The sequence below is a fragment of the Nonomuraea sp. NPDC051298 genome, from assembly GCF_055586305.1.
In genome coordinates, this window is record NZ_JBVJIM010000005.1 from 468,225 (window position 1) to 484,794 (window position 16,570).

15 protein-coding genes are annotated in these 16,570 nt (G+C 70.4%); 3 read left to right on the top strand and 12 right to left on the bottom strand.

Going from position 1 to position 16,570, the window contains the following annotated elements; genetic code table 11:
* Nucleotides 1-148 precede the first annotated feature (148 nt).
* From ACZ6S0_RS19205 to ACZ6S0_RS19250, 10 genes are all read right to left on the bottom strand, one after another.
* Nucleotides 149-2,719, bottom strand: coding sequence for a hypothetical protein (locus ACZ6S0_RS19205; protein ID WP_465919097.1), 2,571 nt, complete (start codon nucleotides 2,717-2,719; stop codon nucleotides 149-151).
* A gap of 62 nt (nucleotides 2,720-2,781) precedes the next feature.
* Nucleotides 2,782-4,098: a lipopolysaccharide biosynthesis protein gene (locus ACZ6S0_RS19210; RefSeq protein ID WP_465919102.1), complete on the bottom strand. Its 1,317-nt coding sequence runs from the start codon at nucleotides 4,096-4,098 to the stop codon at nucleotides 2,782-2,784.
* Nucleotides 4,091-4,894 carry a polysaccharide deacetylase family protein gene (locus tag ACZ6S0_RS19215; RefSeq protein ID WP_465919106.1) on the bottom strand — a complete coding sequence of 268 codons (804 nt, stop codon included), beginning with the start codon at nucleotides 4,892-4,894 and terminating at the stop codon, nucleotides 4,091-4,093. The genes ACZ6S0_RS19210 and ACZ6S0_RS19215 overlap by 8 nt, the downstream gene beginning before the upstream one ends.
* Complete coding sequence (locus tag ACZ6S0_RS19220) at nucleotides 4,891-5,832, bottom strand: glycosyltransferase family 2 protein (RefSeq protein ID WP_465919110.1); 942 nt, start codon at nucleotides 5,830-5,832, stop codon at nucleotides 4,891-4,893. Before ACZ6S0_RS19220 ends, ACZ6S0_RS19215 begins: the two co-directional genes overlap by 4 nt.
* A gap of 20 nt (nucleotides 5,833-5,852) precedes the next feature.
* On the bottom strand, nucleotides 5,853-6,686 hold the full coding sequence (locus ACZ6S0_RS19225; protein WP_465919114.1) for a glycosyltransferase family 2 protein: 834 nt from the start codon (nucleotides 6,684-6,686) through the stop codon (nucleotides 5,853-5,855).
* 151 nt (nucleotides 6,687-6,837) lie between these two features.
* On the bottom strand, nucleotides 6,838-7,968 hold the full coding sequence (locus tag ACZ6S0_RS19230; protein WP_465919118.1) for a GNAT family N-acetyltransferase: 1,131 nt from the start codon (nucleotides 7,966-7,968) through the stop codon (nucleotides 6,838-6,840).
* Complete coding sequence (locus ACZ6S0_RS19235) at nucleotides 7,965-8,336, bottom strand: hypothetical protein (protein ID WP_465919120.1); 372 nt, start codon at nucleotides 8,334-8,336, stop codon at nucleotides 7,965-7,967. The genes ACZ6S0_RS19230 and ACZ6S0_RS19235 overlap by 4 nt, the downstream gene beginning before the upstream one ends.
* A 286-nt stretch (nucleotides 8,337-8,622) precedes the next feature.
* Nucleotides 8,623-10,248 carry an RNA polymerase sigma factor gene (locus ACZ6S0_RS19240; protein WP_465919123.1) on the bottom strand — a complete coding sequence of 542 codons (1,626 nt, stop codon included), beginning with the start codon at nucleotides 10,246-10,248 and terminating at the stop codon, nucleotides 8,623-8,625.
* 118 nt (nucleotides 10,249-10,366) lie between these two features.
* Nucleotides 10,367-12,139: a substrate-binding domain-containing protein gene (locus tag ACZ6S0_RS19245; protein ID WP_465919126.1), complete on the bottom strand. Its 1,773-nt coding sequence runs from the start codon at nucleotides 12,137-12,139 to the stop codon at nucleotides 10,367-10,369.
* 263 nt (nucleotides 12,140-12,402) lie between these two features.
* Nucleotides 12,403-13,041: a cation diffusion facilitator family transporter gene (locus tag ACZ6S0_RS19250; protein WP_465919129.1), complete on the bottom strand. Its 639-nt coding sequence runs from the start codon at nucleotides 13,039-13,041 to the stop codon at nucleotides 12,403-12,405.
* Nucleotides 13,042-13,178: 137 nt separating this feature from the next.
* On the opposite strand from ACZ6S0_RS19250, the gene ACZ6S0_RS19255 reads away from it, so the two are divergent.
* Both ACZ6S0_RS19255 and ACZ6S0_RS19260 read left to right on the top strand, forming a co-directional pair.
* The gene (locus ACZ6S0_RS19255; RefSeq protein ID WP_465919132.1) at nucleotides 13,179-13,961 is read left to right on the top strand and encodes a DUF4184 family protein; all 783 of its coding nucleotides are present in this window, start codon (nucleotides 13,179-13,181) and stop codon (nucleotides 13,959-13,961) included.
* Complete coding sequence (locus ACZ6S0_RS19260) at nucleotides 13,954-14,766, top strand: TrmH family RNA methyltransferase (protein ID WP_465919133.1); 813 nt, start codon at nucleotides 13,954-13,956, stop codon at nucleotides 14,764-14,766. Before ACZ6S0_RS19255 ends, ACZ6S0_RS19260 begins: the two co-directional genes overlap by 8 nt.
* A gap of 42 nt (nucleotides 14,767-14,808) precedes the next feature.
* Here ACZ6S0_RS19260 and ACZ6S0_RS19265 read toward each other — a convergent pair whose 3' ends face one another.
* Together ACZ6S0_RS19265 and ACZ6S0_RS19270 are read right to left on the bottom strand one after the other, a co-directional pair.
* Nucleotides 14,809-15,105 carry a hypothetical protein gene (locus ACZ6S0_RS19265; RefSeq protein WP_465919135.1) on the bottom strand — a complete coding sequence of 99 codons (297 nt, stop codon included), beginning with the start codon at nucleotides 15,103-15,105 and terminating at the stop codon, nucleotides 14,809-14,811.
* A gap of 118 nt (nucleotides 15,106-15,223) precedes the next feature.
* Complete coding sequence (locus ACZ6S0_RS19270; RefSeq protein WP_465919136.1) at nucleotides 15,224-16,273, bottom strand: LacI family DNA-binding transcriptional regulator; 1,050 nt, start codon at nucleotides 16,271-16,273, stop codon at nucleotides 15,224-15,226.
* A gap of 89 nt (nucleotides 16,274-16,362) precedes the next feature.
* Between ACZ6S0_RS19270 and ACZ6S0_RS19275 the strand changes: the two genes are divergently transcribed.
* Nucleotides 16,363-16,563 carry a hypothetical protein gene (locus tag ACZ6S0_RS19275; RefSeq protein ID WP_465919137.1) on the top strand — a complete coding sequence of 67 codons (201 nt, stop codon included), beginning with the start codon at nucleotides 16,363-16,365 and terminating at the stop codon, nucleotides 16,561-16,563.
* The last annotated feature ends 7 nt before the right edge of the window (nucleotides 16,564-16,570 follow it).

The window sequence follows — 16,570 nt, forward strand, 5'->3', positions numbered from 1 at the left end:
ATCACCCCGTGTCGTCCGCGTCCCACCGGAGAGTGGATCTGCGGCCTACCCCTGGAGTACTACGGGGTCTCCCCGAGCGGGCGCGCTCGGCCGCTCGGGGACGTCCGCCCGGCCCGCGCCGGACACCCGGACGGTGTTTCTGGGGGATTTAGCTGTTTTGCGCGATGTGGATGAATCGCTCGATGATCACCACCAGGGCCACCGTGAACGCCGGTATCGCCAGGAACAGCAGGCGTCTGCGGGCCCGCGGGGCCCGGTTCGGGCCGTTCAGGCGGATGATCTCGTACGCGAAGAACGCGGCCCACGTCACCCCCAGCGCCCCGATGCCCACCGGAGTCCACGGGGAGGTGGGGTCGCCGCGGCCCTGGTAGGGGTTCGGTTCGGGGATCTCGGTGCCCCTGACGAACTTCTTCCAGGTGTAGAGCGCCGCGTCCTCGTTGGAGAACACCCGCTTGAGGTCGGGCGACTTGTCGAGCGCCGCGCGGAAGCGCTCGCCCCAGTCCGCGGGGAAGCCCTCGTTCAGCTCCAGGTAGCTCACCTGGCCGCGGCTCACCAGCAGGTACGAGTTCCGTGGTTGCGCCTTGAGCTTCTGGACGGCCTCCGCGATCCGCGTCGGGTCCTTGAACACCCGCGCCTGCGTGCCGAAGCTCACCCGCTCGACGTCGCGCTCACCCCACGGCAGCGTCGGGGTGACCTCGGGGCCCTCCTTGGGCACCAGGTAGAGCACCCGCGCGCTCGGCTCGTCGTGGTCGTAGACGTAGTGCAGGGCGGCCACCTCGCCGCTGGTGACCCGCTCGAACTTCTCGTTGCCGTACCTGGCCAGCAGGAACGCCATCGCGAACAGGACCGCGAAGCACGCGGCGAGCACCAGCGAGACCCTCTTCGTCACTTCGGGGTTGAAGCGCACCTTCCGCCCGCGCAGCGGCACGGTCTCCTCGCGCACGTCGGCGCTGTCGGCCGGCAGGTTGGGGAAGAACGCGTACGCGGCCAGCAGGCAGGCCCCGGGCAGCGCGAACATGTAGATCCGCAGCCCGATCTCGCCGCCGTAGCTCTGCAGCGCCAGCGCCAGCACCGGCACGCACAGCAGGATCAGCGCCGAGCGGTCGAAGACGCCGCGCCGCAGCCGCCGGAACAGCCCGGTCGCCGCGCAGCAAAGGATCACCGCGAGGATGCCCAGCCGGGACTGCAGCACCAGCGCGTGCGCGGGATCGGCACCCTCGATGCGGTCACCGGTGTTGGTGCGGAGGTTCTGTAGGATGTTGCCCAGGCTGCCGAAGATCGTGTCGATCTGGCTGGCCCAGAAGCCCACCGTCATGTAGCTGATCCAGGCCAGCACCACCATCCCGAGGAAGAACGGCAGCGCCCAGGTCAGCGTGGTCCGCTTGAAGATCAGGAACGCCGTCACCACGCCGAGCATCATGAACGGCGTGATCTGGTGCGAGGCCACCGACGCCACGAACAGCGCCACCAGCAGGACCAGCATGAGCAGCTTGTCGGCACGGAACGTGCCGGTGTTGGCCAGCTCGCCCGGCGTCATCGCGTCCAGCCTGCCGATCAGCCTGCGCAGGCCCTTGGCCGGGATCGGCTTCGTCCGCGGCTCCACCCGTCCGAACCAGCGCAGCAGGATCGCCACGAACGCCAGATAGAGGGCGAAGGTGAAGCCCTGGGGCGAGAAGTAGTCCTGCCCGATCCACTGCACCAGCACGAACAGCAGAGCCGCGAACCACCGCGCCCGCGTGGTCGCCACGACCTGGCGCAGGATCAGCACGAACGGCAGCAGGTAGAGCAGGTTGGACAGCAGCGGCGTCCACTGCAGGATCGTCGTCAGGTCGGTGATGCCCGCGGCCCTCGTCACGAACGCGAACAACGCGAAGAAGCCCGGCCAGCCCATGCGGGCGTCGATGTTGATCGCGCTCTCGCCGGTCCTGCCGATGAACTCCACGAACCCGGCGTGGATGTACGCGGTCGGGAAGCGCGGCTCGTCGGCCACCAGCGCGCCCGCGCCGTGCAGGGCGAAGGTGATGGCGGCGATCTGGAACAGCAGCAGGAACTTGCGGTCGGTGCTCTGCGTGACCGTGATGAAGAACGACACGATCATGATCAGGATGGCGGCGAACGCGGTGGCGGGCAGCGCCGAGATCAGCCCGAGGCCGTCCACGTCGGCCGGGTCCACGCCGCGCAGCGGCCCGGGGGGCACCTTGAGGGCCAGGACGTACATGACCAGGCCCTCGACGACCAGGAGCACGGGGAGCCACTGGGGCGCGCTCGCGACGAGCGCACCCAGCCGCGCCCGCACCCCGCCCCGGGGCTCGGCCCCGCCCGCCTCTCGTGGCAGGGGCCGGGGGGCGTCGGCCGGGGCGGGCTGCACGAGGCTCGCGAGGCTCTGCGCCTTTGGCCCCGGCTTGGCGAGGGTCGCGGCGGGCTTCGTGTCAGCGGTGTCGGGGTGGGACTCGGGACGGGCGTCGGGCTGGGCGTCGGGGTGGGCTGCCGCGGGCCGGGCCACGGTGGGCCGCTGGGGACGCAGGGCGGGGTTCGTGGCGGCGGTGTCCGGATAGTCGTCCTCGTCGGGCGATCCGGCCTTTTCATCCGCGTCTTCGTCCGCGTCCGGGTCCACGTCCTCACCCGCGGGCGAGGTCGCGGGCTCGAACGTCAGCTTCGGGATGACCCCCGTGGCGTCCGGGTCGAAGGGCGTGTCGGACTCCTCCTCGTCCGCACGCACGTCCGAAGAATCGGTGGTCCCCTTTGTCATGCCATTGCCGTCCCGTTGGCTCACGTTGACCATCATGAAGCCCCGGCCGGCCCCTGGATGACAGCCGACTGAGGGGTTTCGTGGAAGTTGAGAATTTTGCGGAGATTTCCAAGGATCAAAAGTGCGACGAGTACTTCGCTGAGAAGCAGTCCGTACCCCACCGCGTTCACCCCGAGGGCGGGAAAGAGCGCCAGGGTCGACATCAGGACGAGCACCGCCAGCCCGATCTGGACGACCGCCAGCGCCCGCGCCCTGCTCTGCGCCCGCAACGCGCTCAGATAGACCTCGATCAGCACCCGCGGCAGCACCGCCAGCGCCATCAGCCGCAGCAGCAGCGTGCCCTCCTCGGCGAACTGGGCGCCGAAGACGCGCAGGATCAGCGGCGCCCCGAGGATCGCCACCGTGATGATCGGGGTGACGATGACGAACGCCCGCCGCAGCGCGTGCCTGCAGTTCTCGGCCAGCCTGGCACGGTCGAAGGAGCCCTCGACGGTCAGCGACACCGCCATGTTCATCGCCAGCAGCTCGATCATGCTGGCCAGCGTGTGCGCCATCGAGAAGCGTCCGAACGTGGCCTCGCCCACCTGCGTGGCGATCACCACGGGCACCAGGTAGACGATCGCCAGGATCGACAGCGTCCCGGGGAAGTCGCCGGCCAGGAACCTGCCGATCTCGCGCACCCTGGGCGGCTCCTGGGCGGGGTCGGCCTGCCTGACGTGCCGGGGCACGACGAGGCCGAAGATCAGCCAGTTGACCGGGATCAGCGCCAGCGCGGTCGGGATCACCCACGAGACGAAGATCCCGCCCGCGGGCAGCGCTCCCGCCAGCGCCACCAGCAGGCCCATCTTGACCAGGCCGAAGACGAGGTTGTTCAGCGGCACGAACGCGGCCTGGCGCAGCCCGGTCAGCACGACGTCCTGGAGCGTGAAGACGGCCCACACCACCACGGACGCCAGGAAGAACAGCCCCGGCCCGAACCCGGCCAGCACCGAGTACGTCTGCCCCCACATCGGCAGCGTCAGCAGGAAGCCGAGCGCGGCGACCCCGCCCGTGGCGGCGGCCAGCCCGTAGCCGCGCAGGATGACGTCGGGCGTGCGCCGGCCCGCCACCGGCAGGAAGCGGGCCAGGGCGCCCACGAACGCCAGCGCGGTCAGCGACGCGAACAGCCGCATCGCCGTGATCACCGCCTGCCCGCGGCCGAACTCCTCCTCGGTGTAGAAGTGGGCGGCCAGCAGCCAGTAGCCCATGCCGAGCACGCCGGTGACGACGGTGTTCGCCATGAGCGCGTAACCCTGGCGGAAAAGCGGGTTGTTCAGATCGGTACGGACCTTCGCCCAGACCCTAGACATTGCCGCGCACCCGCCGCAGCCCGTACCTCGTCCTGCGCACGACCGCGTACCCCTTGGTGAGGATGCGTTCGCGCAGGTAGATGAGGGGTACGGCGGTGCCTTCGACGGCGCGCCTGAACATGTTGATGGTCGTGCCCCTGCCGACCGTCAGCCGGGGGATGGCGAGCAGGTCGTGACGGTCGGCGGCGATCGTGTTGCTCACGGCGCAGGCGGCGAAGTATCCGGCCTTGCGCACTTCGCGGCGTACGCGGGCGCTGGAGTACCCGTAGGGGTAGGCCATGGTGGCGACCGGGGAGCCGATCCTCTCCTCCAGCAGGCCCTTGTTCCTGCGCAGCTCCTGCCGGAGGTCCTCGGTGCCGAGCTGGTCGAGCTGGGGATGGCTGTGGCTGTGGCCGCCGATCTCGATGCCGGTACGGGCCGCCTCGCGGGCCTGGCCCCACGACAGCATCGCGTCGAGCGGCCGGCCCGCGGCGTCCTTGCCCGCGTCGGACACCCAGCCGCTGGTCAGGAAGACCGTGGCGGGGAAGTCGTAGCGTTCGAGCAGCGGCAGCGCCTGGCTGTGGAAGTCGGCGTACCCGTCGTCGAACGTCACCACGACCGGCTTGTCGGGCAGGGAGCGGCCGTAGTTGTGGTTGAGCGAGGCCACCAGGTCGCCGAGCGTGAGCGGGGTGAACCCGCTCTCCGACAGGTAGGCGAGCTGCTCGGCCAGGTCGGACGGCCGCACAGAGTGGGGCCTGGTGTCGTCGTTGGGCCGGTCGGTGACCGAGTGGTACATCAGGATCGGTACGCGGATCATGACCGGGCCACCTTCAACCGTACGGAACCGACGACGTAACCCCAGCTCGTCCAGGTCAGCCCGACGACGATGGCGGCGGCCCGGCCGAGCCCGCCCAGGTCGCCCCGCAGGGCCTCGCCGACCCCGCGGAGCGCGCCGAGCGGCAGCGTCTTCAGCGCGTGCGCCCGCTCGCTGGACAGCCCGTCCTGGGCGCCGACCTCCTGCGTGACCAGGGCCTTCGACAGCCCTTCCGCATAGCATCTCGACCTGAAGTAGGCGAACCGCTCGCGCTGCCCGGACACCTTGTGCCCGATCACCGCGCGCGGTTCGAACAGCATGACCGAGCCCGGCCTGCGCTGGCTCAGCCTGATGCAGAACTCGGTCTCCTCGCACCCCAGCGGGCGCGACCTGCGGCCTTGCACGCTGCGCCCGATGCCGCTGTGGAAACCGCCCACCTCGGACACGACGTCGCGCAGGAAGGCGGCGTTGCCGCCCATGACGTTGCGGATCGGCGACCTGACCGCGGGCATGCCGCGGTAGGAGCAGCCGACCGTCCAGTCGAACTCGTACGGGAACCACCGCGGCCGGCCGCCCGACGCCCACAGCGGGTCGGTACGGCCCCCCACGCCCACCACGCCGGATTCCTGGAAGCCCTCCTCCAAAGCCTCCAGCCATCCGGGCTCGGCCACGGCGTCGTCGTCGAGGAACGCGACGATCTCGCCGCCGGCCGTTTCCACGCCGGTGTTCTTGCCGCCGGACAGCCCCTGCTCGTGCGTGTTCTCCACCACGATGGCCCGCGGGTACTCGCGCTTGAGCTTGAGGTGCAGGCCGGGGTTGTGGTCGACCACCAGGATCAGCTCGTGTGCCGGGCGGGTCTGGTTCTCGACCGACGCGACTGCCTGCCTGATGTCCTCCCACCGCTCTTCGGTGTAGACGCAGATGACGACAGACGTGTTCACAACGGTCCCTCTTGTGCGAGTTATGCGACGCCTCGGTCAGCGGCGGGGGTGGCGGTGGGCTCGGGCTGCGGCGGAGCGGGCCGGCGACGCCATTCCCTCAGGATGGTCCTGAGCACGCGCAGGCCGTCGCGGACGACGTGCAGGTTGCTCTCGCCGTGGATGCGGTTGCGCTCGTGGCTCGGCACCTCGTGCACCTTCAGCCCCGCCCTGGCGGCGCGTACGTTCATCAGCGTCTCCACCTCGAAGCCGTCGCAGTCAAGGGCGAGCGCGTCGAGGTGGCGGGCCCAGAAGGCGTTGTAGCCGTAACACAGGTCGGTGTACTGGGTGCGGTACATGACGTTGACGATCCCGGTGAGGATCTTGTTGCCCAGACGCCGGTTGAGCGTCAGGTCGTCGCTGCGGCCACCGGCGGCGTAGCGCGAGCCCTTGACGAAGTCGGCCCCCGTCACCAGCGCGCCCACGAAGTTGACGATCTCGCGGCCGTCGGTGGAGCCGTCAGCGTCGATCATCACGATGATGTCGCTGGTGCACGCGGCGAATCCGGCGGCCAGGGCGTCGCCCTTGCCCTTGCCCGTCTGCGTCACCACCTTGAGGCTGGGCCGCAGCCTCCTGGCGACGGCCACCGTGTCGTCGACGGAGTTGCCGTCGACGAGCACGATCTCGTCGATCCACTGCGGGATGGTGGCGAAGACGTGCGGCAGGTTCTCCGCCTCGTTCATCGCCGGCACGACCACGCTGACCGTCGGGGAGATGGCCAGGTGCGGGGTGATCGGGGTGAAGTGCGACGGCGGCGGCATCGGCCGCAGGGGTGAGGGGTGAACCTTGCCGTTGTGCTGGCTTGTGTCGGGACTCATGGCCAGGGAGATCCTTCCGGGACCCAGCTCCGCGCGCCGGGCGACACCACCCCCGGGTGCTGTGGGAATGGCGAAACCGGCGAACCGAGCATTGAAGGGTCCTGTGGAGTGTGAGGGTGTTGATGCCGAGCGGGGTATTGCCCGAGAGCGTCTAACGTGCTCCCGTTGGTTCCTGACTTACCGCATTGGGTGGCTCTTGCTGCTGCATCGAGGTGCGCACTCGACCGAAGCCCTTGAGCACACGGTCGGCCGCTCTATAGAGAGACGGCCGATCCATGACAATTGTTCGGGCCTTGTTGAAAGGAGTTCGGCCCATCCAGTGAACCGCCGCCGCCGCGGACGGACGCGAGATGCGGCCTTCGGCGACGTACAGGACCCCGCTCTTGAGCCAGTCCTTGTACTCTTTGCCGCCTTTGCCCATGTCCACCATGTGCAGCCCCGCGTTCGCGGCGGCCTCGGCCATCTGGAGATGGTGCACGATGCCCGGCGAATAGCGGCCGAACTCGGTGTCATAAGCGGGGAACCACCCTACAAGCGTCGTCGCCGTACGGAGGCCGAAATGCCCCGCGATTGGCACGTCACCGGCATAAAGCATGGTCAGGACACCCGCGAAGTCCGATGAGTTTTCGGCATGCATCATGTCCGTCAATTCCACGATCCACGGCTGCGCGAATCTGTCCACGCGGCCAGTTCTCCGATACTGATCCGATTTCCAGGCCAGCAGCACGCGCAGCACCCCTGGATCGGCCGAGGCCCACTCGAAACGCAGCCCGCCCTGCTCGCGCCCGAGCTTGCGCTCCTTGTAGCGGACGGTCTTGAGGTTCTTCGGCGAGTTGGCCTTGATCTGTTCGAGCCAGGCGCCGAAGCCCGCCGTGAAGTCCATGACCGGCGCCGGCCGGACGTCGCTCTCGTACGGGGCGAACGTCGGCTGCCCCGCGACCAGGTGATCGAAGTCGAACACGCTGAGCCGGCAGGCCCGCAGCAGCGCCTTCGCGTCGAGCCGCAGCTCAGGGGAGGCGATCAGGCCGTGGCACGTGGTGAGGAAGCCACCGAGCGGCTTGCCGATGCCGAAGCTGTGCCGTTCGTAGGGGAAGAATCCCGCGATGCCGCTTGCGTCGGAGATGACCGCCACCCTCACGTAGTCGCGCAAGCGGTCCATCGCCACGGCGAATTCCACCGACAGGAACGGGTTGTCCAGACCCGGGTCGGCCCGCTGCAACTCCCGCCATCGGGCCCGCTCGGCCTCTTCCAGCTCTCCCGGCCGGACTACCTGGATGTTCACCTTGCCCTGGCCCCCTGTTCGGTCTGCATGCTCTTCCCCCGATACAAGACCCGGAGCACGTACATGAACCCGCCGAGCACGGCGACCGTCGCCACGCCGGCCCGGGGCGACCACGCGTTGAAGAGCAGCATGGCCTCGGCGAGAAGCACGTTGAGTACGAGGCTCGCCGCGGCTCCCACCGACAGCGCGGCGAGGGGGTCACGATCACGCAACAGTCCCACCACCGCCGCCCCAGGAACGACCAGAAGAAACAAAGAGATCAAAAACGGGCGCAGCGGAGTTTCGATATCGAACAGCGCGACGACCGCCCCCGCTATGCAGGCGAGCCCGATCAACCAGGCCAGCGCTCTGCGGTGCTGCTTGAGCATTCCTGCCTCTCCCGCTCCTCGCTGGTTCACAGCGCGATCGACCGCAATTCATGGGACCAATCGGAGCCCGGACACGTCAATGCCGACGCTTGACGAAGCGCCCCGGTTTACCGGCAGACGGAAAAATTCTCGTGCGACCTTCGACGAACGGTCAAGTGATCGCCGTTTCTGCCGCAGTCCCCAGCACATCAGAATGCCCTATGGGGCCAGAGTTTTTCGAGTCGAAGTCCGGTTTATGCCCGCTTGTCGGCCAATTCTGTAGATCTACTGGGAGTTGACCTTGGATTCAGCTCAGCGGACCGGTTTCCGTCCCGTGCGCGGACGACGTGGCCACCCCGGAAGTGGGCGTCGCGGCCGGCTCCTCGGTGGGCCGCGGCTCCTCGGTCGGGTTCCCCGACGGGCTCTCCGCGTGCCAGGTCAGCGAGCAGGACGCGGTGCCGCCGTTCGAGGTGAACGAGACCCGGCCGCTGCCCGAGCCGCTCGGGTCGACGACCGTCACCCAGACGAACGACGAGGCTCCGGCCTTGACGGAACCGCTCGCCGGATAGACGTCGAGCCCCTGCGAGGCCGTCGCCACCCAGGAGACCGCCGCGTTGCGGGCGCGCAGCCCGATCTTCCCCAGGCCGTCGACCGACTGCGGGCACGAGACGCTGAACCGGGCGCCGGGCGCGGCGCTGCTGCGGGTGGGCTTGGGAGCGGTGCTCCGCCCGGTGGCGGGGCGGGTCCGCGGGCGCGAGGCGCGGGGTCGCGCGCTCGGCGTGGTCGTGGCCGACGGCGTACGGCTCGGGCTCGGGGACGTGGTCGGCTCGTCGGTCTCGCCCGTCTCGTCGGCCGCGTCGGTCTCGTCCTCCTCGACCACCTGTTCCGGCGTGGCGCTCTCCTCCTCGGCCGGCGGCGTCGGGGAGGTGACCGGCCGCAGCGTCGTGGTGTTGGCGGCGTCCCGTCCGTTGAGCACGACCATCGCGCCCGTCGCGGTCAGCAGGCACGCGACGGCCAGCACCAACGGCGTCAGCCGGCGCGGACGGCGACGGCGCGAGCGGCGCTCGACCGCCACCGGGAACCCGCTGCGGTCGAAGCTGTCGCCGCGATCGGTGATCAGCACGCGGGTCTGGTCCAGCTCGGGGTTGACGCACGTGTCGATCACCCGGCGGCGCAGCGAGATCCCCGGGTACGCCACCGGCACCAGGTCCAGCAGCCGCCCGGCCGAGACCTGCCGGTGCCGCCCCTCGGTGCACACCTCGCACCCGCTGATGTGCCCCGACAACCGCCGCCGCAGCAACGGGGTGAGCGGACCCTCCCAGGAGTCGACCATCGCCGACAGGTCGGGGCAGTGCGCCCGGCCGGTCCTGGCCAGCACCACCGCCGCGGCTGCGTTCTCCAGGTGGTCGCGGGCCCGGCCGAGCCTGGCCGCCGCCTGCCGGGAGGTCAGCCCGAGCACCGCGCCGACCTCGGCGGGGGTCAGGCGGTGGCGCAGCGACAGCTCCAGCACCTCTCGCTCGCCCTTGCTCAGCTCGCCCAGCGTCTCGTGGACGAGGTCGGCCAGCTCGGGGTCGTCGTAGGTGTCGAGGTCGGGCAGCGGCAGGCCGCCCGCGGGGGTGCCGGAGCGGCGGGACAGGCGGGCGCGTACCTGGAACCTGGTCAGCGCGTACAGCCAGGCGCGCAGCCGCAGCGGCTCCTTGAGCCTGTCCACGCAGCCCTGGGCGGTGACCAGCGCGTCGTGTACGGAGTCGGCGGCCACGTCCCCGTTGTCGTCCCCGCCGCCCGGCAGGGAGGCCGCCAGGGAGAAGGCGTAGTCGTGCAGCCGTTCGCCGTAGGAGTCGTAGAGCTTGGCGGGAGCATCGGTGTCCGCCCGACGCAGAGCCTCGACCAGCTCCTGATCGTCGGCTCGATCGATGGTCGGCCATCCAGGCACGGATTCCCTCCCCGCAGGTGGAACGGGCACAAGCCCCACGCGGAGAGGACGCGGTCTCGTTTGACCAGGTTCGCCCGTCATGCCCAATAGGCATGACGCCCGGCGTGTCCGCCGGCGGTCACCCGTCGCAGTCGGGCATGCAGAGGCGGCGTTCCATGCCCTGCAGGAAGAAGTCGCGGACCTGGAGGATGTTCTCGGCGATGTACGCCTCGCCGCCCGTGGCCTTGGCCAGGGCCTGCATCCGCTGCCTGCCCTTCTCCGCGTCCGGCCCGAACGCGATGAGCAGGATGCTGACCGGCCGCTTCGGGTCGTAGGTCTCCTTCAGGAACCGCAGCAGCTCGGCGTTGCCGACGCCGCCGTCCGGGTCGTCGTTGCCCGCGCCGTCGGTCAGGATCAGCAGGGTGTTGACCTTGTCCTGCTTGAAGTCCTCGGTGAGCTGGGTGTAGGCCGCCTTGACCGTGTCGTTCAGCCCGGTGTCGCCCGTGGCCTTGGCCTGGATCTGGGTGAACGTTTTGACCAGCAGTTCCTTGCGCAGGATCCCGTCGGTCGACTCGGTGAGCGGGCCGAGGGAGACGAGCTCCTTCCAGTCCTTGCCCTGTCCGTCCAGATGCGTGGAGAACGTCCACAGGCCCATCTCGGAGCCGGCCGGGAAGAGTTCGAGTCCCTCGGTGGCGATCTTGTTGATGGCCTGCATGCGGGTCATGCCCGTGCCGGGCACCGGCAGCGCCATCGTGCCGGAGACGTCGAGCAGGGTGAGCAGGCGGGTGCCCAGGTTCAGCCTGGTCCAGGTCTGCACCATGCGCGTCACGGTGGCGGCGTCCGGCGGGTCCAGCGCCGCGGGAGTCTCGGCGGCGAAGCCCTTCTCCTCCGACAGCGCGTCGCCCGCCAGGCCGTCCGTGCCGCGGAACCCGGCGTCCCGCAGGATCCTCTTGGCCGACTCGGAGGTGAGGTCCTGCTTGAAGTCCGTCGCCGCCTTCAGCACCTCGGGGTCCTTGGTCAGGATCGTCACCGGGTAGTCGAGGCTGAGCGTGCCCTCCTTGGGGTAGAGGGCGACGACCGGAGCCTCCGGCTTCCTGGTGTTGTGGGCGTAGATGGCCTGCTCGGAGGTGACGCCCACGGGCACCTTGGTGCCCGACTTGACGGTGAGGCTGGCCAGCAGCGCCGCCGAGTCGGACGCGAGCTGGCCCGACAGCTCCTTGAGCGCGCCGACCAGCGCCTTGTCCTCGCCCGACTCCTTGGCCGTGCCGGCCGCGGCCAGCAGCGCCGCCAGGCCGGCGGAGTTCTTCTGCGGGTCGAGGGCGAGGACGCGCACCTTCTTGCCCGGCCCGTCCACGTTGGCCACGTTCGCGGCCGAGATCATGGCCTGCCAGCTCGGCTGCAGCGCCCCGGACAGCTTCGACGCCGACGCCTTGGCCGCCGCCAGCACGACGGGGGAGGTCGCGATCGAGCCCTCCACCTGCGGCAGCGTCGGTCCCGACGGGTTGTCGCGCATGCTCTCCATGAGCAGGCTGGAGTCGGCCACCCAGAAGTCGGCGGCTGCCTTGCCGGCCGCCAGCGCGTTCGCGGTCCTGGCCGCGCTCTCCCCGGCCACCGTCACCTCGACGCACTTGCCGTCGATCGAGTGCATGGCCTTGTTGTAGTTGCCGGCGATCTTGTTGAGGGCGGGCTGGATGTCGGGGGTGGCGACGACGCGCAGGGGGAGCTTCCCGCCGGAGCAGTCGTGGTCGCGGTTGAAGATCACGAATGCGGCGACACCGAGGAGCACGGCCAGCGCGACGGCCCCGGCCAGCGGTACGAGCACCCGGCCGCGGCTGTTCCTGGACCGCCTGCGCGCCGGGGGTTCGCCGGCTCTGTACGCGCCGTCGAGATCGTCTGTGCGGTGTCGCCCCACGATGTCCTCTTGGTGTCCTCTTGAGTGTCGTCCTCTTGGTGTCCTCAGGACCTTCCGGAGACCCTAGCGGGAGAAGCTCCGCGATACTCCGGGAACGATACTCGGTGGGGTCTGTGTGGCAAAACACCTCTTTTGGTGCAACAACTACGCTGTGTCACGGCCATTTGTGGCCTGCGTGACCGGCGTTCCGCCTGTCAACGGCGGACGGCGGCAGCCGTCAACGTCACGGTCAACGTCACCTTCGGCCGCAGCCATCAGCGGCGTCAGTGGCAGCAGATGTGACCGCGCCAGGCGCGCGTGCCCTCCCGTACGGCGACCGCCGCCAGCGCCACCGCCATGACCGGATCCACCCACCACCAGCCCACGGTGTTGAGCCACAGCCCGGCCAGCACGCCCGCCGCCATGGCCGCGCAGATCAGGTTCTGCGTGCCCTCGCCCGACGTGGCCGCCGAGGCCAGCCGCGCCCCGAGCCGCCGCTTGGCCACGCCCAGCACCGGCATGCTGACCAGGCTGAACGTCGTCACCACGATCCCCAGCACGCTCGGCGTCGCCCGGTGCCCGGCATCCAGGTCGTGCGCGACGTGGATCACGAGGTAGGGCGCCAGCAGCCAGAAGCTCACCGCCACCGCCCGCCGGGCCGTGGTCTCGGCGCTGGGGGACGACGTGCGCGTACCGGTGAACCGCCACACCACGATCAGGCTGGCCGCCGCCTCCACCACCGCCGACAGCCCCCAGCCGATGAGCGCGACCGAATGCGCGGCCAGGCCCGCGGCCAGGCCGAGCGTGCTCTCCACGCCCAGCCAGACCAGCGTGACCACGGAGAGCGAACGCGCGGCGCGCGCGGCGCGCAGCCATTCGGCTGACGCGGCCGGATGCTCAAGAATCCGCTGATCAGGCACCATGAACCCCCGAACTCCCGGCTATCCGGCCGTCGACAGCGTTACGTACCGTACCCATCACGGACCGTGATCTGGTTGTGTGGCGACAAAGGCCGGCCAATCTTCGGTCGCATAATGAGCCTTGATCACGAGGGGGTCCCATGCCGTTCACGCCCAGCCACATCGCCGCCGTACTGCCACTGATCGGGTCGTCGTCCCGATTACGCCGGCATCTCGACCCTTGGGCGCTCGCGATGGGCGCGATGGTGCCCGACCTGGCGGTGTTCCTGCCGTTCCTGCCGTTTTTGCCGGACTACACCGTGTGGCACTCCTGGCTGGGCGTGGTCACGATCGACCCGCTGGCGGTGCTGATCCTGCTGCCGCTCTTCCACCTCGTCCTGCGTGACCCGTTGATCGCCCTGCTCCCGCCCTCGCTGGCCGGGCGGGCGGCCCTGCTGGCCCCCGAGCGGCTGCGCCTGCTCCCGATGGCCGCGGGAGCGGTCGTCGGGGCCGCCACCCACGTCCTGTGGGACTCCTTCACCCACTCCACCGGCCCGGCGGAGTGGGGGGCCTGGCTGTCCGTCTCCGTCTTCGGGGTGATCAGGCTGTTCCGCCTGCTGCAGTACGTCTCGTCCGCGATCGGGCTGGTCGTGGTGGTCTGGTGGGGGTGGCGGGCTTTGTCAGGGATGGCGGCGGCGACCGTGCCGTCGCGGCTGCGCATGTCCGTGCGCGCCCGCGGGGCGGTCCTGTCGGCCGCCGCCGTCGGCGTCGTGGCCGGCGCCCACCTGTGGCCCCTCGTGGACCGGCCGAACCCGAAGTTCGGCCTGGCGAGCGTGATCACCAAGACGGGCGCGGGCACGGTGATCGGCCTGTGCCTGGTCCTGGTCTGCTACGCGCTGGTCTGGCAGGTCAGGCGGCGCATGGCAGTATCGGAAGGTGCTTGAGTACCTGACCGACGCCGACGACCCCCGCCTGTCCGACTACACCCGGTTGAGGGACGTCGAGCTGCGCAAGAGCCTCGAGGCCGAGCGCGGCCTGTTCCTGGCCGAGGGGGAGAAGGTGATCAGGCGGGCCATCGGCGCCGGCCACCCGATCCGCTCGGTCCTGACCACCCGCCGCTGGCTGGCCTCACTGGAAGACGTGCTCGGCGACGCGACGGTCTACGTGGTGAGCGACGAGACCATGTCGGGCATCGCGGGCTTCCAGGTGCACCGGGGCGCCCTGGCCTCGATGGAGCGCCTCCCCCTGCCCGCCGTGGACACCCTGGTCAAAGGCGCTACCCGCCTGCTGGTGCTGGAGGACCTGGTCGACCACTCCAACGTCGGGGCGATCTTCCGGTCGGCCGCCGCGCTCGGCGTGGACGGCGTCGTGCTCTCACCCCGCTGCGCCGATCCGCTGTATCGGCGGGCGGTAAAGGTGTCGATGGGGGCGGTGTTCTCGATCCCGTACGCGCGGATGGACGACTGGTTCGAGGGCCTGGCCCGGCTGCGCGACGCGGGTTTCCAGACCCTGGCCCTGACCCCCGACCAGACGGTCACCCCGCTCGACCGGGTCCCGCCGACCGACCGGGTGGCGCTGCTGCTGGGCGCGGAGGGCGACGGGCTGTCGTCGCACTGGCTGGCGGAGGCCGACCTCGCGGTGTGCATCCCCATGAGCGCGACGGCCATGGCCACCGGGGTCGACTCGCTGAACGTGGTGGCCGCCGCGGCGATCGCCTGCCACGGGCTCATGCGCACGGCGGCCGGTTGATCGCCGGGCGCGCGTCGAGGTGCCTCGCGCCCGAGGGCGAGATCAGGGCTGTTCACCGGCGAGCCAGTCGGGATAGCCGTCGCCGTCGTGGACGACCGGCTCGCGGTCGATGGCCCGCTCGCCGCCGGTCTCCCTGATGTGCCTTTCCAGCGTGCGCACCTGCCGCTCCGTCGTGATCAGCGTGAGCTGCCAGGCGGTGCCGTCGGGGGTGGGGGCCGGGTGGGGGACTTCGGCGATGTCGATCGACGTGGCGAGGCCGGCGAGGAGGATGCCGTGCGCCAGCTCGGCCGCTCTCTCCTGACCCTCGATCGTCGCGCGGACCTCGAAGAATTCCGCCATGACGTTGTCCTTCGGGGAGGGGGGTGGCGCCTACCCTACCTGCGGCGATGAGAGCCGGGTGGATTTCGCGAGGAATTCACGGATTGTTGCGGATTACCTGGTCACGGGACGCCGGTGATCAGCCGTGCGGCACGGCCGTGGAGGCGCGTACGATCAGCTCGTACGGGAACAGCCGGCGCTCGGGAGCCGCCCCGGCCCCCGACAGGAGCAGCCGGCCCGCCGCCTCGCCCATCTCCTGCTTGGCCTGCCGGATCGTGGTGAGCCCCGCCTCCTCGGCCGCGCTGTCGGAGAACCCGACCACCGACAGGTCTCCCGGCACCTCCAGCCCCAGGTCGGCGGCGGCGTCGAGGACCCCGAGCGCCAGCACGTCGGTGTTGGTGAGGATCGCGGTCGGCCGTGGGTCGAGGCCGAGCAGCGCGTGCCCGGCCCGCCGCCCGGCCTCGCGCGAGTTGCGCGCCACCTCGTAGAACGGCACCCGCCCCCAGTCGAGGCCCGCCTCCTCGCAGGCCCGCTGGTAGCCGCTGCGCCGCCCCCGCATGGCCTCGAAGACCGCGCCCTCCTGCCGTTCGCCGTCGGCCCAGCCGGTGTGGCCGTCTTCGTGCAGCCCGGCCATGGCCACGCCCAGCCGCCGATGGCCGAGCTCCAGCACGTGCCGCGCCGCCGCCGCGGCCGCCGCCGGCTCGTCGATGCCGAGGAACGGGTGCCCCGGCACGTACGGCTCGTCGACCACCACCACCGGCAGCCGCCTGGCCAGCACCTCGGCCAGCGCCGGATGCCCATCGGGCAGCGACATCACGCAGAACGCGTCGACGACCGCGTCTCTCACCGTGTCGGTGCGCCGGTCGCCGTGGGGGAGGGGCAGGATCAGCAGGCCCACGCCGGCGTCCTCGGCCGCCGTGGCCAGGCCCTGGAAGAACCCGATCGCGTACGGGTCGGCGAACGCGTACGCCAGCGTCTCGCTGAACAGCAGCCCGAGCGCGCCCGCCCGCCCGAGCCGCAGTGAGCGCGCCGTCGGGTTGGGGCCGGCGTAGCCCAGTTCGTCGGCCACCTCCAGGATCCGCCGCCGCAGCCCGTCGCTGAGCTGGTCGGGGCGGGAGAAGGCGTAGGACACGGTGGCCCGCGACACGCCGAGGCGGTCGGCGATCGTCTGGAGCGTGACCTTGGCCATTCCCCAACCGTATCGGAGGACCTTGCCGCACCCTTCTTAATCAATTAAGCTCTTAATCAATTAAGCTCACTGGTGAAGGAGGGTCGACGATGGACGCCATGCAGGTCCTCGCCCACATGACGGCGATGGGGCATCGGGGGTCGCTGGGGGAGGCGCTGCCGGACGCGCCGCGGCGGCCGGACCGGGCGGAGGGTTCGGCGGGGGCGGTGGGGAGGGCGCGGGTGCGGCTGGCGTACTCGCTGCGGTGGACCGCCGACCGGCTCGACCCGGCCTGTCGCGCCGCCGGATGATGCACAA

Bases quoted from the DNA above. Each gene is read 5' to 3' on its own strand.
- ACZ6S0_RS19210 (WP_465919102.1), bottom strand. From the start codon at position 4,098: ATGTCTAGGGTCTGGGCGAAGGTCCGTACCGATCTGAACAACCCGCTT.
- ACZ6S0_RS19215 (WP_465919106.1), bottom strand. From the start codon at position 4,894: ATGATCCGCGTACCGATCCTGATGTACCACTCGGTCACCGACCGGCCC.
- ACZ6S0_RS19225 (WP_465919114.1), bottom strand. From the start codon at position 6,686: ATGAGTCCCGACACAAGCCAGCACAACGGCAAGGTTCACCCCTCACCC.
- ACZ6S0_RS19235 (WP_465919120.1), bottom strand. From the start codon at position 8,336: ATGCTCAAGCAGCACCGCAGAGCGCTGGCCTGGTTGATCGGGCTCGCC.
- ACZ6S0_RS19250 (WP_465919129.1), bottom strand. From the start codon at position 13,041: ATGGTGCCTGATCAGCGGATTCTTGAGCATCCGGCCGCGTCAGCCGAA.
- ACZ6S0_RS19255 (WP_465919132.1), top strand. From the start codon at position 13,179: ATGCCGTTCACGCCCAGCCACATCGCCGCCGTACTGCCACTGATCGGG.
- ACZ6S0_RS19265 (WP_465919135.1), bottom strand. From the start codon at position 15,105: ATGGCGGAATTCTTCGAGGTCCGCGCGACGATCGAGGGTCAGGAGAGA.
- ACZ6S0_RS19270 (WP_465919136.1), bottom strand. From the start codon at position 16,273: ATGGCCAAGGTCACGCTCCAGACGATCGCCGACCGCCTCGGCGTGTCG.
- ACZ6S0_RS19275 (WP_465919137.1), top strand. From the start codon at position 16,363: ATGGACGCCATGCAGGTCCTCGCCCACATGACGGCGATGGGGCATCGG.